20 protein-coding genes are annotated in these 20,245 nt (G+C 65.5%); 12 read left to right on the top strand and 8 right to left on the bottom strand.

Annotated elements, in window-relative coordinates; genetic code table 11:
• Positions 1-96: 96 nt before the first annotated feature.
• Together AC1Q6Z_RS04380 and AC1Q6Z_RS04375 are read left to right on the top strand one after the other, a co-directional pair.
• The gene (locus AC1Q6Z_RS04380; protein WP_492646852.1) at positions 97-1,095 is read left to right on the top strand and encodes an aldo/keto reductase; all 999 of its coding nucleotides are present in this window, start codon (positions 97-99) and stop codon (positions 1,093-1,095) included.
• 152 nt (positions 1,096-1,247) lie between these two features.
• The gene (locus tag AC1Q6Z_RS04375; protein ID WP_492646851.1) at positions 1,248-1,940 is read left to right on the top strand and encodes a phosphoethanolamine transferase domain-containing protein; all 693 of its coding nucleotides are present in this window, start codon (positions 1,248-1,250) and stop codon (positions 1,938-1,940) included.
• On the opposite strand, the gene ypfJ is transcribed toward AC1Q6Z_RS04375, so the two are convergent.
• Positions 1,823-2,749, bottom strand: coding sequence for a KPN_02809 family neutral zinc metallopeptidase (gene ypfJ, locus AC1Q6Z_RS04370; RefSeq protein WP_256117435.1), 927 nt, complete (start codon positions 2,747-2,749; stop codon positions 1,823-1,825). The genes AC1Q6Z_RS04375 and ypfJ overlap by 118 nt on opposite strands.
• A gap of 107 nt (positions 2,750-2,856) precedes the next feature.
• Positions 2,857-3,378 (bottom strand): DUF2306 domain-containing protein, encoded by a 522-nt coding sequence (locus AC1Q6Z_RS04365; RefSeq protein ID WP_492646850.1) that lies wholly within the window; start codon positions 3,376-3,378, stop codon positions 2,857-2,859.
• Positions 3,379-3,469: 91 nt separating this feature from the next.
• Between AC1Q6Z_RS04365 and AC1Q6Z_RS04360 the strand changes: the two genes are divergently transcribed.
• The 3 genes from AC1Q6Z_RS04360 (at position 3,470) to AC1Q6Z_RS04350 (ending at position 6,084) form a co-directional block, all read left to right on the top strand.
• Positions 3,470-4,261: a LytTR family DNA-binding domain-containing protein gene (locus AC1Q6Z_RS04360; protein ID WP_492646849.1), complete on the top strand. Its 792-nt coding sequence runs from the start codon at positions 3,470-3,472 to the stop codon at positions 4,259-4,261.
• 82 nt (positions 4,262-4,343) lie between these two features.
• The gene (locus AC1Q6Z_RS04355) at positions 4,344-5,003 is read left to right on the top strand and encodes a dihydrofolate reductase family protein (RefSeq protein WP_492646848.1); all 660 of its coding nucleotides are present in this window, start codon (positions 4,344-4,346) and stop codon (positions 5,001-5,003) included.
• A gap of 52 nt (positions 5,004-5,055) precedes the next feature.
• Positions 5,056-6,084 carry a zinc-dependent alcohol dehydrogenase family protein gene (locus AC1Q6Z_RS04350; RefSeq protein ID WP_492646847.1) on the top strand — a complete coding sequence of 343 codons (1,029 nt, stop codon included), beginning with the start codon at positions 5,056-5,058 and terminating at the stop codon, positions 6,082-6,084.
• Between the two features lie 13 nt (positions 6,085-6,097).
• Here the strand turns inward: AC1Q6Z_RS04350 and AC1Q6Z_RS04345 are convergent, their stop codons facing one another.
• A complete protein-coding gene (locus AC1Q6Z_RS04345; protein ID WP_492647242.1) occupies positions 6,098-6,985 on the bottom strand; it encodes a LysR family transcriptional regulator in 888 nt (295 codons plus the stop codon).
• Between the two features lie 110 nt (positions 6,986-7,095).
• Here AC1Q6Z_RS04345 and blaOXA point away from each other — a divergent pair, with 110 nt between their 5' ends.
• Positions 7,096-7,902, top strand: a complete 807-nt coding sequence (gene blaOXA, locus AC1Q6Z_RS04340; protein ID WP_492646846.1) for a class D beta-lactamase — start codon at positions 7,096-7,098, stop codon at positions 7,900-7,902.
• A gap of 7 nt (positions 7,903-7,909) precedes the next feature.
• Here blaOXA and AC1Q6Z_RS04335 read toward each other — a convergent pair whose 3' ends face one another.
• Positions 7,910-9,091 carry an FAD-dependent monooxygenase gene (locus AC1Q6Z_RS04335; RefSeq protein WP_492646845.1) on the bottom strand — a complete coding sequence of 394 codons (1,182 nt, stop codon included), beginning with the start codon at positions 9,089-9,091 and terminating at the stop codon, positions 7,910-7,912.
• Between the two features lie 81 nt (positions 9,092-9,172).
• Here AC1Q6Z_RS04335 and AC1Q6Z_RS04330 point away from each other — a divergent pair, with 81 nt between their 5' ends.
• From AC1Q6Z_RS04330 to AC1Q6Z_RS04315, 4 genes are all read left to right on the top strand, one after another.
• Entirely contained in the window at positions 9,173-9,748 is a 576-nt protein-coding gene (locus AC1Q6Z_RS04330; RefSeq protein WP_435267712.1) for a TetR/AcrR family transcriptional regulator, read from the top strand.
• 154 nt (positions 9,749-9,902) lie between these two features.
• Positions 9,903-13,385: a carbamoyl-phosphate synthase large subunit gene (carB, locus tag AC1Q6Z_RS04325; protein WP_439616168.1), complete on the top strand. Its 3,483-nt coding sequence runs from the start codon at positions 9,903-9,905 to the stop codon at positions 13,383-13,385.
• A 10-nt stretch (positions 13,386-13,395) separates the two neighbouring features.
• On the top strand, positions 13,396-13,653 hold the full coding sequence (locus AC1Q6Z_RS04320; protein WP_256117450.1) for a DUF4258 domain-containing protein: 258 nt from the start codon (positions 13,396-13,398) through the stop codon (positions 13,651-13,653).
• Complete coding sequence (locus AC1Q6Z_RS04315; RefSeq protein ID WP_256117451.1) at positions 13,650-13,844, top strand: DUF2283 domain-containing protein; 195 nt, start codon at positions 13,650-13,652, stop codon at positions 13,842-13,844. Before AC1Q6Z_RS04320 ends, AC1Q6Z_RS04315 begins: the two co-directional genes overlap by 4 nt.
• A 1-nt stretch (position 13,845) precedes the next feature.
• Here AC1Q6Z_RS04315 and AC1Q6Z_RS04310 read toward each other — a convergent pair whose 3' ends face one another.
• Genes AC1Q6Z_RS04310 through AC1Q6Z_RS04295 form a run of 4 tightly spaced genes read right to left on the bottom strand, consistent with a single transcriptional unit; the run spans position 13,846 to position 17,886 of the window.
• A complete protein-coding gene (locus AC1Q6Z_RS04310) occupies positions 13,846-15,303 on the bottom strand; it encodes a UdgX family uracil-DNA binding protein (RefSeq protein WP_492646844.1) in 1,458 nt (485 codons plus the stop codon).
• On the bottom strand, positions 15,303-16,532 hold the full coding sequence (locus tag AC1Q6Z_RS04305; protein WP_492646843.1) for a putative DNA modification/repair radical SAM protein: 1,230 nt from the start codon (positions 16,530-16,532) through the stop codon (positions 15,303-15,305). The genes AC1Q6Z_RS04310 and AC1Q6Z_RS04305 overlap by 1 nt, the downstream gene beginning before the upstream one ends.
• 60 nt (positions 16,533-16,592) lie before the next feature.
• Positions 16,593-17,558, bottom strand: a complete 966-nt coding sequence (locus tag AC1Q6Z_RS04300) for an SDR family oxidoreductase (RefSeq protein WP_492646842.1) — start codon at positions 17,556-17,558, stop codon at positions 16,593-16,595.
• A gap of 10 nt (positions 17,559-17,568) precedes the next feature.
• Entirely contained in the window at positions 17,569-17,886 is a 318-nt protein-coding gene (locus tag AC1Q6Z_RS04295) for a hypothetical protein (protein WP_492647241.1), read from the bottom strand.
• Positions 17,887-18,587: 701 nt separating this feature from the next.
• Here AC1Q6Z_RS04295 and greA point away from each other — a divergent pair.
• Both greA and AC1Q6Z_RS04285 read left to right on the top strand, forming a co-directional pair.
• Positions 18,588-19,064, top strand: coding sequence for a transcription elongation factor GreA (gene greA, locus AC1Q6Z_RS04290; protein WP_256117457.1), 477 nt, complete (start codon positions 18,588-18,590; stop codon positions 19,062-19,064).
• A gap of 81 nt (positions 19,065-19,145) precedes the next feature.
• Positions 19,146-20,186 carry a glycosyltransferase family 10 domain-containing protein gene (locus AC1Q6Z_RS04285; RefSeq protein WP_492646841.1) on the top strand — a complete coding sequence of 347 codons (1,041 nt, stop codon included), beginning with the start codon at positions 19,146-19,148 and terminating at the stop codon, positions 20,184-20,186.
• Positions 20,187-20,245: the final 59 nt, after the last annotated feature.

Below are 20,245 nucleotides of genomic sequence, written 5' to 3'. Positions count from 1 at the left end.
AAACCGCACAAGCTGTTCAGGAGAGGACGGATTATCGCACAAAGGCCAGCGCGGTAAAAGACTGTCGACCGAACGGCAGATCACAGGAGAGACGCCATGAAGACCACCCACCTCGGCAAGACCGGCCCCGCCGTTTCCACCATCGGGCTCGGCTGCATGGGCATGTCCGGCATGTATGGCCCGGCCGACCGGGCCGAAAGCATCGCCACCATCCACGCCGCCCTCGACGCCGGCATCAACCTGCTCGATACCGGCGATTTCTACGGCATGGGCCACAACGAGATGCTGATCGCCGAAGCGCTCAGGGACCGCCGGCGCGAGGACGTGGTGATCAGCGTGAAGTTCGGGGCGCTGCGCGGGCCGGACGGGGCGTGGAGCGGCTACGATTCGCGCCCGGCGGCAATCCGGAACTTCCTCGCCTATTCGCTGCAACGGCTCGGCACCGACCATATCGACATCTACCGCCCCTCCCGCCTCGACCCGGTCGTGCCGATCGAGGAGACCATCGGCGCGCTCGCCGACCTCGTGAAGGCCGGATACATCCGCCATATCGGGCTGTCGGAAGTGGGGTCGGAAACCATCCGCCGCGCCGCCGCCGTTCACCCGATCGCGGATTTGCAGATCGAATATTCGCTGATCTCGCGCGGCATCGAGGAGGACATCCTGCCGACTTGCCGGGAGCTCGGCATCCCGATCACCGCCTATGGCGTGCTGTCGCGCGGCCTGATCAGCGGCCATTGGCAGAAGGGCGCGACTGCCGGTGGTGACTTCCGCAGCATCAGCCCGCGCTTCCAGGAGGGCAATGTCGAGCAGAACCTCGCCCTCGTCGAGGCGCTGCGCCGCGTCGCCGAGGAGAAGGGTGCGAGCGTCGCCCAGCTCGCCATCGCCTGGGTCGCCGCGAAGGGTGCGGATATCGTCCCCCTCATCGGCGCCCGCCGCCGCGACCGGCTGGCGGAAGCGCTGGGCGCGCAGGCGGTCTCGCTGAGCGAGGCCGATCTTGCGGCCATCGAAGCCGCCATGCCGAAGGATGCGGCGGCCGGCGAGCGTTACCCCGCCGCGCAGCTCGCCCATATGGACAGCGAAAAGCGCGCCTGATCCGCCTGACGACGGGCCGCGTTGCGCGGCCCGTCGTCAGCGACCTGTCAGGTTCCTCGTGAGAGAAATGCGCGGATACACACGGATTGTCATGCGCCGGTAACGGTGCGCGCCGAGATGTGTGCCTGCGCATCAGTTCTTGAGGACCGGCAATGTCGACCCGCTCTGCCCCGAGCCAACTTTCCGCCAGACCCAGCTTCGCGAGCCTGACCGTCAGCCTTGCGACCGGCCTCTATCTCTTCCTGATCACCAGCCGCGATTTCTGGATGGAGACCTGGGCGCTGCTCGGTGCGCGGCCGGACACGCTGGTGCTGGTGACGGGCGGCTTCTTCTGCCTGTTCATCGCCGCCTGCGTCATCTTCTCATGGAAAAACGTGATGAAGCCGCTCTTCATCCTGCTGCTGCTCATCGCCGCGGCCGCCGCCTGGTTCATGGACGATGACGGCGTGTTTCGCGCCACGGAGCAGGGCGAAGGTGCTCCCTTCCAGCCGCTGCGCTTCGCCTTTCACATGCTGGCCTTCGCCGGCATTCCGGTGGCCTTCCTGCTGTGGGTAAAGGTCGTGCACCGGCCGTTCTTCTGGCAGCTGCGTGGCAATCTCGCGATCGCCGTGCCGACGCTCGTCGTGGCGCTGGCGGTTGCGCTCACCCATTCCGGCAAATATGCCTCGATCGTCGAGGAAGACCTGAAGGTCGCCGACGGCGGCAGTGCCGCCGGCGCGTCCCTCATTTACACATCGCCCTTGAACGTATCGCAGGCATCGACCCGGCCGGTATCGAAGCCGCGCTTGAACCAGCGGCGGCGCTGCTCGGATGTGCCGTGGTTGAAGCTTTCCGGCACGACGTAACCCTGCGTGCGCTTCTGCAGCGTGTCGTCGCCGATCTGGGTTGCGGCGTTCAGCGCCTCCTCCAGGTCGCCGCGCTCCAGAAGACCCTTCTGCTCGGTATATTTGCCCCAGATGCCGGCGTAGCAATCGGCCTGCAGCTCGACGCGGATCGACATCTGGTTGGCCTCGACCTCGCTCATGCGCTGGCGCTGCTGGTTGAAGCGCGGCAGCACGCCGGTGAGGTTCTGCACATGGTGGCCGACCTCGTGGGCGACGACATAGGCCTGCGCGAAATCGCCCGACGCGTCGAACTTGTTGGCGAGTTCGTCGAAGAAGCTCATGTCGAGATAGAGCTTGCGGTCGCCCGGGCAATAGAACGGGCCGGACGCCGCCGAGGCAAAGCCGCAGGCGGACTGAACGGAGCCCGAGAAGAGCACCATCTTGGGCTCCTCGTAGCGTTCGCCGGCCGTCTGGAAGATGCCGTTCCAGGTGTCTTCGGTCTCGGCGAGCACCGTTGCCATGAAGGCCTTGCGTTCCTCTTCCTGCGGCGAGGAGCGCTGGCTGGCGCTTTCGGTCTGCTCGAAGCCCGGCACGCTGACCTGCCCGCCGCCCTCGCCCATCACCTGCAACAGGTCGATCCCCATCGCCTTGAAGATGAAGTAGATGACGACGAGGAAGATGATCGTGCCGATGCTCATGCCGCCGCCGGCGCGACGTCCGCCGCCCATCGGAATACGAAACCCGCCATTGCCGCGGCCGAGCGAAGGGCCGCCCCCGGCCCCGCGCTGGTCCTCGACATTGCTCGACTGACGGCGACCTTTCCATTCCATGGCGCATTTCCCCGAATTGATTGCCGACGAACGCCCACAAGGTGAATTCGTTCCTCAGCACCAGCTTATAGGGCCTGGCGGGCGCCTTGCAAAATGAAAAGCAGCCGTCAGCGCCGCCGGAAAACCGCCGGCAGGCGATCGAGCCAACCGGCCTCGCGAACGGCCAGTCCGCCCGCCGCGACGAGCAGCACGCTGACGATGGCGGCCGCCAGCCCGCTTGCCAGACCGGAGGCGCCATCGAAGATCATCGCGCCCATCACGCGGTGCGGCACCAGCGTGAAAAGCCCCGCCACGACGATGCCGCCGAAATACATGCCCGCGACATGCGCACGGTGCGCGCGGATATCGCGGCGGCGCGCAGCGCGGATCGCCGGCACGCTGCCGACGATGACGTAGACGGAGAGCAGATGGATCGGGCTGAAGTCGCCGACCACTTTCAAGTCGTGGATGAAGAAGGTCGAAAAACTCGTCGCAACCATCAGCAACAACCAGATTTTTCCAAGGAGACGATGGGCCGGCGTGCCCTTCGGCCGGGCGAGCAGGACGGCGCCGAGCACGGCCGCCGGCAGCACGGTCGCCACATGGAACTGGACAGCGAAAGGGGCACTGAGAAGCGGCTCGAAGGTCATGGCGGGCTCCGGATGCGGTTGAAATCGCTCCGGTCTTCAGACATTGATCGGTTCGCCTCAAACGCTTTGGCCCGAATGGACGGAAAACTTCGTGGAACGCCCCTTCCTGCAATCCGCGCTTCGTGAACTGCAGGTCTTCCTGCGCTCGCCCCGCTTCTGGGCGACCTTCGGCGCCGTCGTTCTGATTTTCTGGGTGACCGGCCCCTATGGCACGTCGCAGCGGCTTGCCGCCGTGCCGCGCCTCGGCTTCTGGCTCGTGCTGCACGCCGTCGCTTGGGGCATCGCCATCGTCACCATCGTCGTCGTCAACACACTGTTTGCGCACAGAATCCGGAGCCTTTTCGGCCGCATGGCGCTCGGCACGCTGCTAGCCGGCGTGCCCGTCGGGCTCGCGACGGAAGCGATCAGCCTGCTGACCTTCGGCGGCACGATCACTCGTTCGGTCCTCGCCGAAAGCATCGCGACCGGCCTCCTGCTCTCCGCCCTGTTCTGCAGCCTGACCTTCATGACGATGAGCAGCAAGCAGGCGCAGGCATTGTCTCCGGCGCCCGCCCGGGAGGAACGGGCCGAGGTCCCGCTGCTGCGCCGGCTGAAGCCGGAAAATCGCGGCGCGATCCTGCATCTCACCGTCGCCGACCACTATACCGAGGTGACGACGAGCCGCGGCCGGGAACTGATCCTGCTGCGCTTTTCCGATGCGCTGGAAGAACTCGGCCCCACGCCCGGCCTCTCGGTGCATCGCTCGCATTTCGTCGCCGACGCCCATGTCGAAAAACTTCAGCGCGGCGATGGCCGGCTGACGATCCTGCTCAAGGACGGGCGGGAAATACCGGTGAGCCGCAGCCGCGCCGAGGCGGTGCGCGCCCGCTGGGGCCGCGGCTAATCATTTTTCAGCCCCGTGTCGGATCGCCCTTTCGCCGCACGTCTCTAGATATCAGTCAAGCGATCACGCGAGGAGAAGACCCATGAGAAAGATCAAAGTCGGCGCATTCGTCAGCCTCGACGGCGTCATGCAGGCGCCGGGCGGGCCGCTGGAGGACCCGATCGGCGGCTTCAAGTTCGGCGGCTGGGTGGCCCCGCTTTTCGACGAGAAGGGCGGTGCTGCGGTCGGCGAGATGTTTGCAAAACCCTTCGACTTGCTGCTCGGCCGCAAGACCTACGACATCTTCGCCGCCCATTGGCCCTATGTCGAGAAGGATGACCCGATCGGCCCGCTCTTCGACCGCATCAATAAATATGTCGCGACCCGAAACCCGGCCTTCAGGGCCACCTGGCAGAACAGCCACGTTCTCGGCGCAGACGCGATCGCCGCCGTGAAGGCGCTGAAGAACGAGGATGGACCGGACCTGCTGACGCAGGGCTCGACGGAATTCCTGAAGGCGCTGTTCGAAAACGACCTCGTCGACGAGATCAACGTCTTCACCTTCCCGGTCATCCTGGGCAAGGGCAAGCGGCTGTTCGGCGACACCGCCTTCCCGCGCGCGCTGACGCTCGTCGATTCGCGCACCAGCGATACCGGCGTCGTCATCAGCAAATATGCCCGCGCCGGCGAGGTCACCACCGGCTCCTTCGAGTTCGACACGCCGACCGATGCCGAACTGGAGCGTCGCCGCAACCTGACTTGACCGCGCCTGCCGTTCCCGCTCCTATTCCGCCCGAGGAAAACGGGAGGACGGCATGAAGGCGGCGCGGCTTGAGGCGATCGGCGGATTTTTCGTGCGCGAGGTGGAAAAGCCGGTGCCCGGCCCGGACGACCTGCTCGTGCGCATCGAGGCGGCCGGCATCTGCGGCACGGACCGCCACCTCTTTCACGGCGAATTCCCCTGCAAGCCGCCGGTGACGCTCGGCCATGAATTTTCCGGCATCGTCGAGGCGGTCGGCGATGCCGTCATCCATTTTCGCCCCGGCATGCGCATCACCGGCGATCCGAACATCCATTGCGGCCGCTGCGCGCAATGCCAGCGCGGCCGCGTCAACCTCTGCGAAAACCTGCAGGCGATCGGCATTCACCGCGACGGTGGTTTTGCCGAATATGTTCTGGTGCCGCAGAAGCAGGCCTATGAACTGCCGCTCTCGCTGCCGCCGGAACACGGCGCTTTCTGCGAGCCGCTCGCCTGCTGCCTACACGGCATCGACATGGCGGGCATAGAGCCCGGCAGTTCCGTCGTGGTGCTCGGCGGCGGGGTGATCGGCATGCTGGTGGTGCAGCTCGCCCGCCTTGCCGGTGCCGCCTCCGTCATCCTCGTTACCCGCCAGGCCATGCGCCGAACGCTCGCCGAGGAGATCGGCGCGACCGGGTCCTTCGACCCCACCGCCCGTGACGTCATCCAGGGCATCGCCGGGAAGGCCGGCCTGCTGCCGGGCGGGGCGGACGTGGTCATCGAATGCGCCGGCGTGGCCGAAACGGTAGAGCAGGCGCCAAGACTGGCGCGCAATGGCGGCACTTTGGTCATTCTCGGCGTGATGCCGCAGGGGGAAACCGTGGCCTTCGAGCCCTTCGACCTGCTCTTCCGCGAGGTGAAAATCCTCACCTCCTTCGTCAATCCCTTCACGCACGGCCGCGCCGCCGCTCTCATCGCCGCCGGCACGATCAAGGTCGATCGCCTGGTCTCCCGCCGCATCGGCCTTGATGAACTGCCGGATGCGGTGACCAACCCGCCACGGCCGGGCGAGGTGAAGGTGCTGGTCATGCCGGGGCTGGCATAGGACCAATCGACATTCAGTCCAGCCCTTCCTCCGCCACCGCCTGTTCCAGCCAGGCCGCGAAGGCGGACATGGCGGGGCTGACGCTGCGCGACTGCAGTCGGGTCAGCCAATAGCTGCCGAGCGTCACGCTGGTCTTGAACGGCTGCACGACGGCCCCCGCCCCCAGCAGCCGCGAGAACATCAGCGGCGGCGCGAGGCCGACGCCCGCCCCTTGCAGCACCACCTCCATCATGGCGAGCGAGGTGTCGAAGACGATGGCGTTCTGCGGCGGCGGCGTGCGCGGCAGGCCGGCGGCCTCGAACCAGCGCGTCCACTCGTCGCGGCGGTAGGAGCGCAGCAGCGTCATGCCGAGCAGGTCTGCGGGCTCCTTCAGGTCGCGCGCCACGGTGGGGATGGCGAGCACCGAGAGCGGCGCATCGAACAGGCGGACCGCATCCGTGCCATGCCAGGCGCCGGCGCCGAAGCGGATAGCGAAATCGAGGCCCTCGGCGGCGAGGTCCACGCGGTTGTTGTTGGTGGAAAGCCGCACTTCGACAAAAGGGTGGCGCTCGCGAAAACTCGCCAGCCGCGGCAACAGCCAGCCGACCGCAAAGGTGCCGACGGCGCCGATCGTCAGGATTTCCCGCACATGCCCGCCGCGAAAGCGCTCCACCACGTCAGCCATGCGGTCGAAACTGTCGCGAAGCACCGGCAGCAGGCTTTCGCCCTCCGCCGTGATCATCAGCCCGCGCGGCAGGCGCTTGAACAGCACGACGCCCAGCTGGTCCTCCAGGCTCTTCACCTGATGGCTGACGGCCGCCTGCGTGACGTTCAGCTCGATCGCCGCGCGCGTAAAACTCAGGTGCCGGGCGGAGGCTTCGAAAGCGCGAAACGCATTCAGCGGCAGATATGGCCGAACCATGGCAATGCCCCAGTTTTCCTCATGGCTGAGACCAGTATTGATCTTTTGCCAGACCATCAAAGCATTGCTATCCAGAATGCGCAAGCCATTCAAAATTCGAGGAAAACGTGATGGACATCCGTCTTTTCGCGGCCGGCGCCCTGCTGGCTGCGGGCATGAGCGTGCCGGCGCAAGCCCGCATTATTTGTACCATCGTCGCCGATGCGGGAAGCGACGAGATCTTTCTGGAAAAGGGCGACTGCGCGACCCGCGTGACGCCCGCCTCCACCTTCAAGGTGCCGCTCGCGGTGATGGGCTACGATTCGGGCTATCTCGAAGATGCCGAGGAACCGGTACTGCCCTTCATGAAGGGTTATCCGGACTGGGGCGGCGACGCCTGGCGGCAGCCGACCAGCCCGAAGCGCTGGATGGAACTGTCCGTCGTCTGGTATTCGCAGCGCATCACCGAATTTCTCGGCTACGAGCAGTTGCGCGACTATGCCGATGCCTTCGGCTATGGCAATGCCGACATGGCGGGCGATCCCGGCAAGGACAATGGCCTGGAACGCGCCTGGATCGCCTCCTCGCTGAAAATCTCGCCGCGCGAACAGGTGGAATTCCTGAAGAAGATGGTGAACCACGAACTGCCGGTCGCGGCCGACGCGATGGACAGGGCGATGGAGATCGTCGAGCGGCGCGATATCGAGGACGGCTGGGGCGTGCAGGGCAAGACCGGCATGGCCTATTCCCGCAAGACCGACGGCACGCCGGAATACGGCCGCCCCTATGGCTGGTATGTCGGCTGGGCGCGCCGCGACGAGCGCACTGTCGTCTTCGCCCGGCTTATACAGGACGAGAAAAAGCAGGAGCCGCGCACCAGTCTCAGGGCACGCGACAGCATCCTGAAGGAACTGCCCGGCATTCTCGCGACGGACTGACCGGCGCTCACCGCCTCGGGACCATTCCAAGCCCCTTGCGGGCGAGGCCCGAGACATTGAGGGCGAGCTTGCGGCAGAAGACCGGCGAGGTGCCGAGAAGCCGTAGGGCGACATTGCGCAAGGTCCGGCCGATGCGGCTGCGGACCGTCGCGATTTTCGTCAGGCGGCCTGCCAGTTCCAGCACCTCGGCCGCCGCCGGCCGGCGCTTCTCCTCGTAGAGGTCCAGCGTCGCCTCCGGCGCCTTGCCGGTGAGCACGTCGGCCAGCAGCCGGCCAAGCACGACGGCGTCGACGAGCCCCGTGTTCATGCCCTGCCCGCCGGCCGGGCTGTGCACATGCGCGGCATCGCCCATGAGGAAGAACGGGCCGGAGCGGTAGCGCGAGGCGACCCGGTGGTGCACGCGGAACCGCGAGCTCCAGATCACGTCGCGCACGCGGCTGACGCCCTTGCCCAGCCCGCGCGCGTCGAGGATCGCCTGAACCAAGGCCACATCCGGCGCCTCCGGCGCGTCCTCGACGGGGGCCACGATGCGATAGCGCCCGCCCGGCAGCGGCGCGACGACGGCCATGCCCTCCGGCGAAAAGAACAGCGACACCTCGTCGCTCAGTGCCCAGTCCATATGCACGTCGGCGAGCACGAAGGATTCGCTGTAGGTCTCGCCATCGAAGGTGATGCCGGCAGCGCTTCGCACCACACTGTGCATGCCGTCGCCGCCGACGACATAGCGGGCGCGGATGCTCTGCACACCCTCCGGCGTATCGAGGTGGACGACCGCACCCGTCGCGTCCGGCTCGATCGTCGTCGCCGAAGCGCCGCGATATATCGTGCCGCCCAGGCTCGACAGCCGCTCGGCAAGGATCGCCTCCGTCTCGTCCTGCGGGATCATCAGGATCTGTGCGTAGCGCGATGGCAGCATGGAGAAGTCGAGCTCCAGCAGCGCCTTGTCGTGCTCGCGCAGCGCAAAGCGCGTGAGCGGCAGGCCACGCTGCTCCAGCACGTCGGTGACACCGATATGCTCCAGCACCTCCAGCGTGTGGGCATGGATGACGGCCGCTCGCGAGGTGTTCTGGCCGGCGGCCAGCCGGTCGACGATGACATGGGCGACACCGGCCTGTTGCAGGGTGACGGCCAAAGCAAGGCCGGTCGGCCCCGCCCCGACGATCAGGACATCGGTCTCGTGCGGCAGCATGGTTGCTCTCCAAATATCAACATGTGTTGACTTTTATGCTCAACGCTTGAATTTGTCAACACGCGTTGGCATTTTCTTCGCATGCGTGATTCTCGACCCCGGAAAAGCAAATCGGACCGCACGCGCGAGACCATACTCGAAGCGGCGCGCACCCTCTTCGCCGAAAAAGGCTATGACGGCACGACCGTGCGCGACATTGCCACCGCTGCCAATATCGACCCCGCCATGGTTATCCGCTATTTCGGCGGCAAGGAAACGCTCTTTGCCCGCGCGGCGGATATCGACCTGCGGCTGCCCGATCTCTCCGACCTCCCCGCCCCGTCGATGGGCGAGGCGTTGGTGCGCCATTTCCTTTCTGTCTGGGAAGGCGACGGCGGCGGAAGCGCGCTACCGATCGCGCTGCGCTCCGCCGCCGTCAACGAGCTTGCCGCCGAGCGGCTGCGCGAGATTTTCGCGACACAGGTGGCCCCCGCCATCGCGCGGATCGCAGGGCCGGATACGCCGGCCGTTGCCGGTCTCGTCGCCACGCAGATCCTCGGTCTCGCCTTCACCCGATACGTGCTGAAACTGCCGCCCGTCGTGGCGCTGCCGCGCGAGCGCCTCGTCACGGATGTCGGCCGCGCGATCCAGGGCTACATCGACGGCGCACGGCGCTGACTTTTCCTGTCGATTGCTCCATTTTCGGGGTTCCGCTCGCCGCCGCATTTGCCTATAAGCCGCTTCTAGCCTTGACAGACCATTTTTGCGCGCCCGGCCGGTGAACCCATCACCTTGGCCGGATTTTCGCGCACGCGGAAGAACGGATAGAGACATGCCCAAGCGCCAAGATTTGAAATCGATCCTCATCATCGGCGCGGGGCCGATCGTCATCGGCCAGGCCTGCGAATTCGATTATTCCGGCACACAGGCCTGCAAGGCGCTGAAGGAGGAAGGCTACCGCGTCATCCTCGTCAACTCCAACCCGGCAACGATCATGACCGACCCGGGCCTGGCGGACGCCACCTATGTTGAGCCCATCACGCCGGAAGTCGTCGCCAAGATCATCGCCAAGGAACGCCCGGACGCGCTGCTGCCGACCATGGGCGGCCAGACCGCGCTCAACACGGCGCTCTCCCTGAAGCGCATGGGCGTGCTGGAGCGCTACAATGTCGAGATGATCGGCGCTAAGCCCGCCGCCATCGACATGGCCGAAGACCGCGCGCTCTTCCGCGAGGCGATGGCCCGCATCGGCCTCGAAACGCCGAAATCGCTGCTCGCCAACGCCACCGAGATCAAGGACCTCGACCGCAAGGTGCACGAGGCCGAGCGCGCCAAGGTGAAGGCCGAGCTTTCCGGCGATGCGCTGGACAAGGCGCTGGACGAGCTGGAAAACCAGTGGAACCTGGGCGAGACCGACCGCAAGCAGCGCTACATGAGCCACGCCATGGCGATCGGCGCGCAGGCGCTGGACGTGATCGGCCTTCCCGCCATCATCCGCCCGTCGTTCACGCTCGGCGGCACCGGCGGCGGCATCGCCTACAACCGCTCGGAATTCTTCGAAATCGTCAATTCCGGCCTCGACGCCTCGCCGACCACGGAAGTGCTGATCGAGGAATCGGTGCTCGGCTGGAAGGAATACGAGATGGAGGTCGTCCGCGACACGGCGGACAACTGCATCATCATCTGCTCGATCGAGAACATCGATCCTATGGGTGTACATACGGGCGACTCGATCACCGTCGCCCCTGCCTTGACCTTGACGGACAAGGAATACCAGATCATGCGCAACGCCTCGATCGCGGTGCTGCGCGAGATCGGGGTGGAGACCGGCGGCTCGAACGTGCAGTTCGCCGTCAACCCGGCAAACGGCCGCCTCGTCGTCATCGAGATGAACCCGCGCGTTTCGCGCTCCTCCGCGCTCGCCTCCAAGGCGACCGGCTTCCCGATCGCCAAGATCGCGGCAAAACTCGCCATCGGCTACACGCTCGACGAGTTGGAAAACGACATCACCGGCGGCGCGACCCCGGCCTCCTTCGAACCGTCGATCGACTACGTCGTGACGAAGATCCCGCGTTTCGCCTTCGAAAAATTCCCCGGCGCCGAGCCGACGCTGACCACCGCGATGAAATCGGTCGGTGAAGTGATGGCGATCGGCCGCACCTTCGCCGAATCCTTGCAGAAGGCGCTGCGCGGCCTCGAAACCGGCCTGACGGGCCTCGACGAGATCGAAATCCCGGGCCTTGGCGACGGCAACGACCGCAACGCCATCCGCGCCGCGATCTCCCGCCCGACCCCGGATCGCCTGCGCATGGTCGCCCAGGCGCTGCGCCTCGGCCTTACGCCTGAAGAGGTGCATGACGGGTCCAAGATCGACCCTTGGTTCATTGAGCAGTTCAAGGCGATCGTCGATATGGAGGCCCGCATCCGCGAGCATGGCCTGCCGGAAGACGCCGAAAACCTGCGCATGCTGAAGGCCATGGGCTTCTCCGACGCGCGCCTCGCCACCCTTTCGGCCAAGCGCCCGAAGGAAGTGGCCGAACTGCGCAACCGCCTCGATGTGCGCCCGGTCTTCAAGCGCATCGACACCTGTGCGGCCGAATTCGCTTCGCCGACCGCCTATATGTACTCGACCTACGAGACGCCCTTTGCGGGTGCTGCGCGCTCCGAGGCCGGCATTTCCGATCGCAAGAAGGTCGTCATCCTCGGCGGCGGCCCGAACCGCATCGGCCAGGGCATCGAGTTCGATTATTGCTGCTGCCACGCCGCCTTCGCGCTGAAGGATGCCGGCTATGAAGCGATCATGATCAACTGCAACCCGGAAACGGTCTCGACCGACTACGACACCTCCGACCGTCTCTATTTCGAGCCGCTGACGGCCGAAGACGTCATCGAGATCCTGAAGGCCGAGCAGACCAGAGGCGAACTTGTCGGCGTCATCGTGCAGTTCGGCGGCCAGACGCCGCTGAAGCTCGCCGAGGCGCTCGAAAAGAACGGCATCCCGATCCTCGGCACCGCGCCGGACATGATCGACCTGGCCGAAGACCGCGACCGCTTCCAGAAGCTGCTGCAGAAGCTCGACCTCGCCCAGCCGAACAACGGCATCGCCTATTCGGTCGAGCAGTCGCGCCTCGTCGCGGCCGAGATCGGCTTCCCGCTCGTCGTGCGCCCGTCCTACGTGCTCGGCGGCCGCGCCATGCAGATCATCCATTCGGAATCGATGCTGCAGACCTACCTGCTCGACACCGTGCCGGAACTGGTGCCAGAAGACATCAAGCAGCGCTACCCGAACGACAAGACCGGCCAGATCAACACGCTGCTCGGCAAGAACCCGCTGCTCTTCGACAGCTACCTGTCGAACGCGGTGGAAGTCGACGTCGACGCCATCTCGGACGGCAAGGACGTCTTCGTCTCCGGCATCATGGAGCATATCGAGGAGGCCGGCATCCATTCGGGCGACTCGGCCTGCTCGCTGCCGGTCCACACGCTCTCCAGCGAGACCGTCGACGAACTGGAACGCCAGACCAAGGCGCTCGCCAAGGCGCTGAATGTCGGCGGCCTGATGAACGTGCAATATGCGATCAAGGACGGCACGATCTACGTGCTGGAAGTTAACCCGCGCGCCTCGCGTACGGTGCCTTTCGTCGCGAAAACCATCGGCGCGCCGATCGCCAAGATCGCCGCCCGCATCATGGCCGGCGAGAGCCTCGACGCCGCGATCGCCGCCTATGGCGAAAAGCCGGACCCGCGCAACCTCAAGCACATCGCCGTCAAGGAAGCCGTGTTCCCCTTCGCCCGCTTCCCGGGCGTCGATACGCTGCTCGGCCCGGAAATGCGCTCGACCGGCGAGGTCATCGGCCTCGACACCGACTTCGCACTGGCCTTCGCCAAGTCGCAGCTCGGCGCCGGCGTCGACCTGCCGCGCGAAGGCACGGTCTTCGTCTCAGTGCGCGACGAGGACAAGGACCGCGTGCTGCCGGCGATCAACATCCTGACCGGCATCGGCTTCAAGGTGATGGCGACCTCCGGCACCGCCCGCTTCCTCGCCGAAAAGGGCATCGAGGCGGTCAAGATCAACAAGGTTCAGGAAGGCCGCCCGCATATCGAGGACGCCATCCGCAACCGCCAGGTCCAGCTTGTCATCAACACGACCGACGGCAACAAGGCGATCTCCGACTCCAAGTCGCTGCGCCGCGCCGCCCTGATGCAGAAGGTGCCCTACTACACCACCATGGCCGGCGCCCTCGCCGCCGCCCAGGCGATCCGGGCGCTCAAGCAGGGCCAGCTCGAAGTGCGACCGTTGCAGTCGTATTTCTGAGAGGTGGTCGATGGACAAGCCCTTGCGCTACTCGCTTCACGCCGAAACCGTGATGCGGGAGCGCAAGCTTGATCCAGCCTGGATCGAGGCTACCGTTCGTGCGCCTGAATGGCGTTTGAGTGACCCGTCCGGACCCGAGGTAGAGCGACGCTATCGCGCGATAGAGGCACTCGACGGGCGCATATTGCGCGTTGTTTGTGTTGAAGCGAGCGATGAGGTACGAATAATATCCGCATTTATCGACAGAGGCGCCAGGAAGCCGGCATGACCGTGAAAGTCGAATACGACCCCGTCGTGGACGCGGCCTATATCCGCTTCTCGCATGAGGACATCATCGAGACGGAAGAGGTGTCGCAGGGCATCATGCTCGATTTCGACAAGGACGGCCGCATCGTCGGCCTCGAAGTGCTCGACGCGCGCGCGCATCTGCCCAAGGACCTGCTTTCGCAGGCCGCATAACCTATCCCATCGTCTCCTTCAGATGCCCGACCAGCCGCATGTCCTCGACGAACAGCGCGTGCTGGCGTTGGCGTTCGGCTTCGTCCGGCAGGCGGAGCAGGTAGGAGGGGTGGATGGTGGGGTATAGGACCATGTCGCCCTGCATGGCGATCGGCTTGCCGCGGACCTGGTTGAGCGGCCTCTGTTCGCCGCTCAGCGCATAAAGCGCGGTGGCGCCGAGTGCCACGATCAGGCGTGGCTTGACGAGTTCGACCTCCTTTGCCAGCCACCAGCGGCAATGGTCGATTTCGCCGCGGTCCGGTTTCTGGTGGATGCGGCGTTTGCCGCGCGGCTCGTATTTGAAGTGTTTCACCGCATTGGTGAGGTAGAGGGACGGCCGGGGGATGCCGGCCTCCTTCAGCACGGCGTCAAAAACCTTGCCCGCCGGGCCGACGAAGGGGCGGCCGGCGAGGTCTTCCTGGTCGCCCGGCTGCTCGCCGACCATCATCACGCTTGCATCCTGCGGCCCCTCGCCGAAAACGGTCTGCGTCGCCGTGCAATGCAGCGGGCAGCGCGTGCAGTGGCGCGCCTCCTCGCGCACCGCCTCGATCGTGCCGGCGCCGGCAGGCACGATCTGCGACAGGGGCTGCGCGGCCTCCTGGAGGCGATAGTGGAAGAGCGGCGGGTCGCTCGCGGCGCGCTCGGCCATGGCGCGCACATTCGCCTCGGCATTGGCGATCATCTCGGGAATGAGATCGGCTTCCGGCAGGTTGCGCCAGTATTTCTTCGGCATCTCGGCCTGCATGGCCTTCAGCTTCAGGCGGGCCGGATTGAAGATGCTCGCATAGTAGGTGCGCCAGAGTTCATCGGTCGGGTCGCCATGGCCGGGATTTTCGCCGGGGCGCGTGTCAAAGATCAGGGTCTCGCCATCCCAGCTTGCCGTGCCGTTCGGCGTCGCGATGATCCAGTCCATGTCGGCAAAGCGCCGGCGGAAGAACGGTGCGGTGCGCGCCACGACGAAATGCGACGGCTCGAACCAGGCAAAGAACCGCCGGCGCCCCGCCGTCTCGCCGGCAATCTCCTTGAAGCGCACGAAGGCCGTCATCTTGTGGCTGTCGCGGTGGACGTTCTTGGCGAGAAGCCGCGCCCAGGCGACATCCTTGTCCGCCGTCAGCTCCAAGAGGCGACGATCCGATTGCAGGCGCCAGAGCAGCCGGTAGAGCATGTGAAACCGGCCGGGCTCCGTATGGCAGACGACAGCCTCGGCCAGGGGCAGGAAGGCGGGGGGCACGGTAAGCGGCGGGGCGGCAGCGTCCGGCTTCGGCAATTGCGGCGGCGCGACGGCGTCGAAAAGCTCGTCCTCCACCCCGCAAATACGCCAATCCGCCTCGCGCGGCGAAATGCCGGCGGCAGCGAGTGCGCGGGCGGCGTCGCGCCACTCGGAAAAATCGCCCCGTCCGACAAGAGGGATCGTGTGCATTAGAGCAACGAAAGCTGTTCCGGTTTGCGCGCAAAAAGCGTCTTCAGGTCGGCGCGATCGGCCAGCCGCCGCGGCGTCCAGCCCTCCGCCTCGATGAAGGCGCGCACCTTGCGCAGCGACACGCCGAGCCGCGCCAGATCCTCCAGCCGCAGGCGACGGAAGCGGCGGCTGGAGAGGATGGCATCCACCGTCTTCGTGCCGAGGCCCGGCACGCGCAACAGCCGTTCGCGCTCCGCCCGGTTGACGTTCATCGGAAAGGCGTCGCGGTTGGCAAGCGCCCAGGCGAGCTTGGGGTCCATGTCGAGATCCAGCATGCCGCCGGTTCCGGAAGTGATCTCATCCACGCCGAAGCCGTAGAAGCGGTAGAGCCAGTCGGCCTGGTAGAGCCTGTGCTCGCGCACCAGCGGCGGCTTGATCAGCGGCAGCGCGCGGGACGCATCGGGAATGGGGCTGAAGGCGGAATAATAGACGCGCTTCAGGCCGTAGCTGCCGTAAAGCCGGGCGCTCGTCTTCAGGATCGTCGCGTCATCCGCGCCATCGGCGCCGACGATCATTTGCGTGCTCTGGCCGCCGGGCACGAAGCGCTTGCGCCGCTTGGTCTGGAGGGTGGGATCGTCCGCCGCCTCGATCTTGCGGCGCAGGTCGCCCATCGCGCGGCGAATGCCCTCGGGGCGCTTTTCCGGCGCGAACCGGCCGATGCCGGCATCCGTCGGCAGCTCGATGTTGAGCGAGAGGCGATCGGCATAAAGCCCCGCCTCCTCGATCAATTCCGGTGCCGCGTCGGGAATGGATTTCAGGTGAATGTAGCCGCGAAAGCCGTGCACGGTGCGCAGTTCGCGGGCCACCCGCACCATCTCGCCCATCGTATGATCCGGCGAGCGGATGATGCCGGAGGAGAGGAACAGCCCCTCTATATAGTTGCGCCGGTAGAATTCCAGCGTCAGCCAGACCACCTCCTCCGGCGTGAAGCGGGCGCGCTCGACATTGCTGGAGGAGCGGTTGATGCAATAGGCGCAATCGAAGATGCAGAAATTGGTGAGCAGGATCTTCAAGAGCGAGATGCAGCGTCCGTCCGGCGCGTACGCATGGCAGATCCCCGCCCCTTCCGTCGAGCCGAGCCCGCCGGACGCGACGGAATCGCGCTTGACCGTTCCGCTGGAGGCGCATGAGGCATCGTATTTGGCGGCATCCGACAGGATGGCCAAGCGTTGTTGCAGCGATTTCTTCATGCTTGTTCACTATATGTTCCTGAGAGCGCCGTCAATGAAAAAGCAATTGTCATCGGCGGCTCAATAGCCGCCGATGATGGGAAGGACTTCGCCGGTGATGTAGCTCGAGCACTGCGGCGAGGCGAGGAAGACATAGGCGGGCGCCAGTTCCTCCGGCTGGGCGGGGCGCTTCATCGGCGTGTCGGCGCCGAATTTGGCGACGTCTTCCGCCTCCTTGTCCGAGGGGTTGAGCGGCGTCCAGACCGGGCCCGGCGCCACCGCATTGACGCGGATGCCGCGCGGCACGAGCTGGCTTGCCAGCGAGCGTGTGAAGGCATGGATGCCGCCCTTAGTCATTGAATAGTCGAGCAGGGCCTTGGAGCCTTCGAGGCCGGTGACGGAGCCGGTATTGATGATGGCGGAACCCGCCTCCATGTGCGGCACCGCCGCCTGCGCCATGAAAAAATAGCCGTAGAGATTGGTCTTCAGCGTCTCATCGAAATGCGCTTCCGAGAGGTCCAGAATATCCTTGGCATGGACCTGGAAGGCGGCGTTGTTGACGAGGACATCGAGCCGGCCGAGTTCCTTCACCGTGCGCTTGACCGCATCGCGGCAAAAAGCCTTGTCCTTGACGTCTCCGGCAAGCGCGATGCAGCGTCGGCCCTCCGCCTCCACGGCGGCGATCGTGTCCTTCGCATCGCCGCCTTCGGCAAGATGGGCGATCGCCACATCCGCACCCTCGCGGGCGAAGAGCACGGCGACCGCCCGCCCGATGCCGGAATCGCCACCGGTGATGAGCGCCACCTTGCCCTTCAGCTTTTCCGAGCCCTTGTAGAAGGGCGCATCATACATCGGTGCAGGATCGAGCTTGGCCTCGTTGCCGGGTTTCGGCTGGTGCTGTTCGGGAAAGGGCGGCACTGGATAGAGGCGCGCGCCGGCCTGCATGGCCTTCGGCTTATCCTCCCCGGCCTTGCGGTCGGCCGCCGCCACCTCGTCCTGGATGTCGCGCTGTTTGGCCGCCGTGCGGGCGGATTGGCTGCGGGTCATGGCGACCTCCTCAAAGCTCGGTTGGGCGAATGTTGTCGACACGCACCGTGCCGGCAACGACTTCCCGCGGGCCATCCAGCGGATAGGCCGGATCGGTCTCATCGACAACGGTGTAGAGTTTCTCGTTGCGGAAGGCGCTGGACGAGGTGGTGGAATTGCCATCCGCCGGCAGCGCATCGATTTCCAGATAATCGAGCTCCGCTTCAGCCGCGACCACGCGCGCATCGCCCGAGGAGCGGGCACGCACCACCACTTCACCCTGGTTGGGCGCGAGATCCCAGTTGGTGTCCGTGGCGGACGCGATCGGAAAGAGGCGGTAGAGCTTCATCTGCTCGGGATCGGAATAGTCGGTAATGCCGGTCTCGGTATCCTGCCGCGGTGCGGTCTCGTCGAAGCCGGCGGACCAGTCGCGGGTGGGCTCCGCCATGCCGGGCAGCGCGCGCTGCACCGTGGCATCGTCGCTGCCGGTGATGACACGTGGCTTGGCGCTCGAAACGCCGTCATTGCTGCGGCCGGCCTGCGAAACCTCGAACTGCGGCACGGCATCGGCATGGATGACCTTTTCGCGGCCGGTCTCAGCCGACACAACGCTTTCGGCGCCCAGCACCGTGCGCGGCTCGACAGGCACCACCTGCTCGTGTTTTTCCTGGTAGCCGGTCTCCGCCGCCTCGCGGCGTCCTTCGTCGTGCATGGCCTGGTTGCCCGACACTTCGCCGGCGAGCTGTTTGAAATAACCGGAAATCTTCTGCATCACGCTCATGGTCTGCTCCTCATGTCCGTGTCCGAATTGTCGATCGTCATGCACGCCTCCCGCGATATTCGGCTAACTGGAAGACGCGGCCGATTGTTCCGGGCGCTGTGGGCGGATGCTGCACCTGCGGCGAAAAAACTGGCTTTCGCCCGACGCAATCTGCTATAAGGATCGTTCAAATGCTTTCGACGGTTCCGGGGAATCTTCTCCGGAGACCGTTTTCTTTTGCGTTCATGCGGGCGGGAGCCCGCGCGACGCGGGCTGAAGGACGGGATAAAATGGTTGAAAAAGTACCGATGACTCACGGCGGTTTCGTCAAGCTGCAGGAAGAACTGCGCTGGCGCCAGCAGGAAGAGCGTCCGAGAATCATCGAAGCGATCGCCGAAGCACGCGCCCATGGCGACCTGTCCGAAAACGCCGAATACCACGCTGCCAAGGAAGCCCAGAGCCACAATGAAGGCCGCATCGCCGAGGTCGAGGACTACGTCGCGCGCGCCGAGGTCATCGACCTTTCCAAGATGTCCGGCGCCAAGATCAAGTTCGGCGCCAAGGTGAAGCTCGTCGACGAGGACACCGAGGAAGAGAAGGTCTACCAGATCGTCGGCGACCAGGAAGCCGACGTGAAGCAGGGCCGCATCTCCATCTCCTCGCCGATCGCCCGCGCGCTGATCGGCAAGGAAGTCGGCGATTCGATCGAAGTGAACGCACCCGGCGGCGCCAAGGCCTACGAGATCCTCGCCGTCACCTGGGGCTGATCGCGAGCGGCCGTTCGAAGGAGAACCGCCATTCTTTCCGAAGACGACAATAGCCCAGCCGGTGGCGGCAGCACTGCCACCGTGGTCAAGGTCATGGGCCCGATCAACCGGGCGCATGGCATAAGCCCGCTTGCCCGGCAGCTTTCTGCAGGCTTTGCGCAACGCCACGGCGTGACATTCACCTTCGATCCGGACGCGCGCGACTATGACTGGCTCGCGGTCTACGAGAACATGCCGCCTGCCGGTGGCGAACGCCGCCCGATGCGGGTGGAAACGCTCGTCTGCGCGCCGCAAAACACCATCCTCTTCACGACGGAACCCTCCGGCATCAAGATCTACAGCCGCGCCTATACGCGGCAGTTCGGCCATGTGGTGACCAGCCAGGAGCCCTTTGCGCTGCGCCATCCCGGCCGCATCTACAGCCAGGCGGGCCTGCGCTGGTTCTACGGCAACGGCAGCCAGCACCTGATGACCGCCGATGAAATTGCCGGGCACTTTCCGGAGAAGACAAAAGTCATCGGCACGGTCTGCTCGACGAAGCGGCAGGGCCACACCCTGCACCGGCTGCGCTACGACTTCACGCAGGCCATGGCCGCGCGCATGCCCGACCTCGACGTTTTCGGCCGCGGCCACCGGCCGGTCGACGACAAGGCGGAGTCGATCGATCCCTACAAGTATCATCTCGCGATCGAGAACCACCTCGCCCCGCACCATTTCACCGAAAAGCTCGCCGACCCCTTCCTCGGCCTGTCGCTGCCCTTCTATTTCGGCGCGCCGAACGCCGCCGATTATTTCCCGGCCGAGAGCTTCATCGCGATCGATATCCGCAAGCCCGACGAGGCCTTCGCCATCATGCGCGCGGCAATCGACAACGGCGAATACGAGAAGCGCCTGCCCGCCATCATCGAGGCGCGCCGCCGCGTGCTGGAAGACCAAAACATCCTGACGCTGATCGCCAATGTCGTCGCCAAGAACGGCACCGCGGCGCGCGGCAACGGCACGGCCGTGCTGAAGAGCCAGCGCGCCTCCCGCAAGGGTCATCCGCTGCTGACGGCAGGTGATTTTGCCTTCCGCGAGGCGCTTCACCTGAAGAACCGCATCGCCGGCCTGCTGGCGCGATAAGATCGGCCGCCCGGATTCGGCGGTTGATCGCCCGGGCGTTCGGGTTTAAGCCGCTTGCA

The organism is Shinella sp. GW835-FHT14H05 (assembly GCF_058793575.1).
This window is presented reverse-complemented; position numbering and strand designations above follow the sequence as displayed.

Bases quoted from the DNA above. Each gene is read 5' to 3' on its own strand.
- AC1Q6Z_RS04380 (WP_492646852.1), top strand. From the start codon at position 97: ATGAAGACCACCCACCTCGGCAAGACCGGCCCCGCCGTTTCCACCATC.
- AC1Q6Z_RS04375 (WP_492646851.1), top strand. From the start codon at position 1,248: ATGTCGACCCGCTCTGCCCCGAGCCAACTTTCCGCCAGACCCAGCTTC.
- ypfJ (WP_256117435.1), bottom strand. From the start codon at position 2,749: ATGGAATGGAAAGGTCGCCGTCAGTCGAGCAATGTCGAGGACCAGCGC.
- AC1Q6Z_RS04365 (WP_492646850.1), bottom strand. From the start codon at position 3,378: ATGACCTTCGAGCCGCTTCTCAGTGCCCCTTTCGCTGTCCAGTTCCAT.
- AC1Q6Z_RS04355 (WP_492646848.1), top strand. From the start codon at position 4,344: ATGAGAAAGATCAAAGTCGGCGCATTCGTCAGCCTCGACGGCGTCATG.
- AC1Q6Z_RS04350 (WP_492646847.1), top strand. From the start codon at position 5,056: ATGAAGGCGGCGCGGCTTGAGGCGATCGGCGGATTTTTCGTGCGCGAG.
- AC1Q6Z_RS04345 (WP_492647242.1), bottom strand. From the start codon at position 6,985: ATGGTTCGGCCATATCTGCCGCTGAATGCGTTTCGCGCTTTCGAAGCC.
- blaOXA (WP_492646846.1), top strand. From the start codon at position 7,096: ATGGACATCCGTCTTTTCGCGGCCGGCGCCCTGCTGGCTGCGGGCATG.
- AC1Q6Z_RS04335 (WP_492646845.1), bottom strand. From the start codon at position 9,091: ATGCTGCCGCACGAGACCGATGTCCTGATCGTCGGGGCGGGGCCGACC.
- AC1Q6Z_RS04330 (WP_435267712.1), top strand. From the start codon at position 9,173: ATGCGTGATTCTCGACCCCGGAAAAGCAAATCGGACCGCACGCGCGAG.
- carB (WP_439616168.1), top strand. From the start codon at position 9,903: ATGCCCAAGCGCCAAGATTTGAAATCGATCCTCATCATCGGCGCGGGG.
- AC1Q6Z_RS04320 (WP_256117450.1), top strand. From the start codon at position 13,396: ATGGACAAGCCCTTGCGCTACTCGCTTCACGCCGAAACCGTGATGCGG.
- AC1Q6Z_RS04315 (WP_256117451.1), top strand. From the start codon at position 13,650: ATGACCGTGAAAGTCGAATACGACCCCGTCGTGGACGCGGCCTATATC.
- AC1Q6Z_RS04310 (WP_492646844.1), bottom strand. From the start codon at position 15,303: ATGCACACGATCCCTCTTGTCGGACGGGGCGATTTTTCCGAGTGGCGC.
- AC1Q6Z_RS04305 (WP_492646843.1), bottom strand. From the start codon at position 16,532: ATGAAGAAATCGCTGCAACAACGCTTGGCCATCCTGTCGGATGCCGCC.
- AC1Q6Z_RS04300 (WP_492646842.1), bottom strand. From the start codon at position 17,558: ATGACCCGCAGCCAATCCGCCCGCACGGCGGCCAAACAGCGCGACATC.
- AC1Q6Z_RS04295 (WP_492647241.1), bottom strand. From the start codon at position 17,886: ATGAAGCTCTACCGCCTCTTTCCGATCGCGTCCGCCACGGACACCAAC.
- greA (WP_256117457.1), top strand. From the start codon at position 18,588: ATGGTTGAAAAAGTACCGATGACTCACGGCGGTTTCGTCAAGCTGCAG.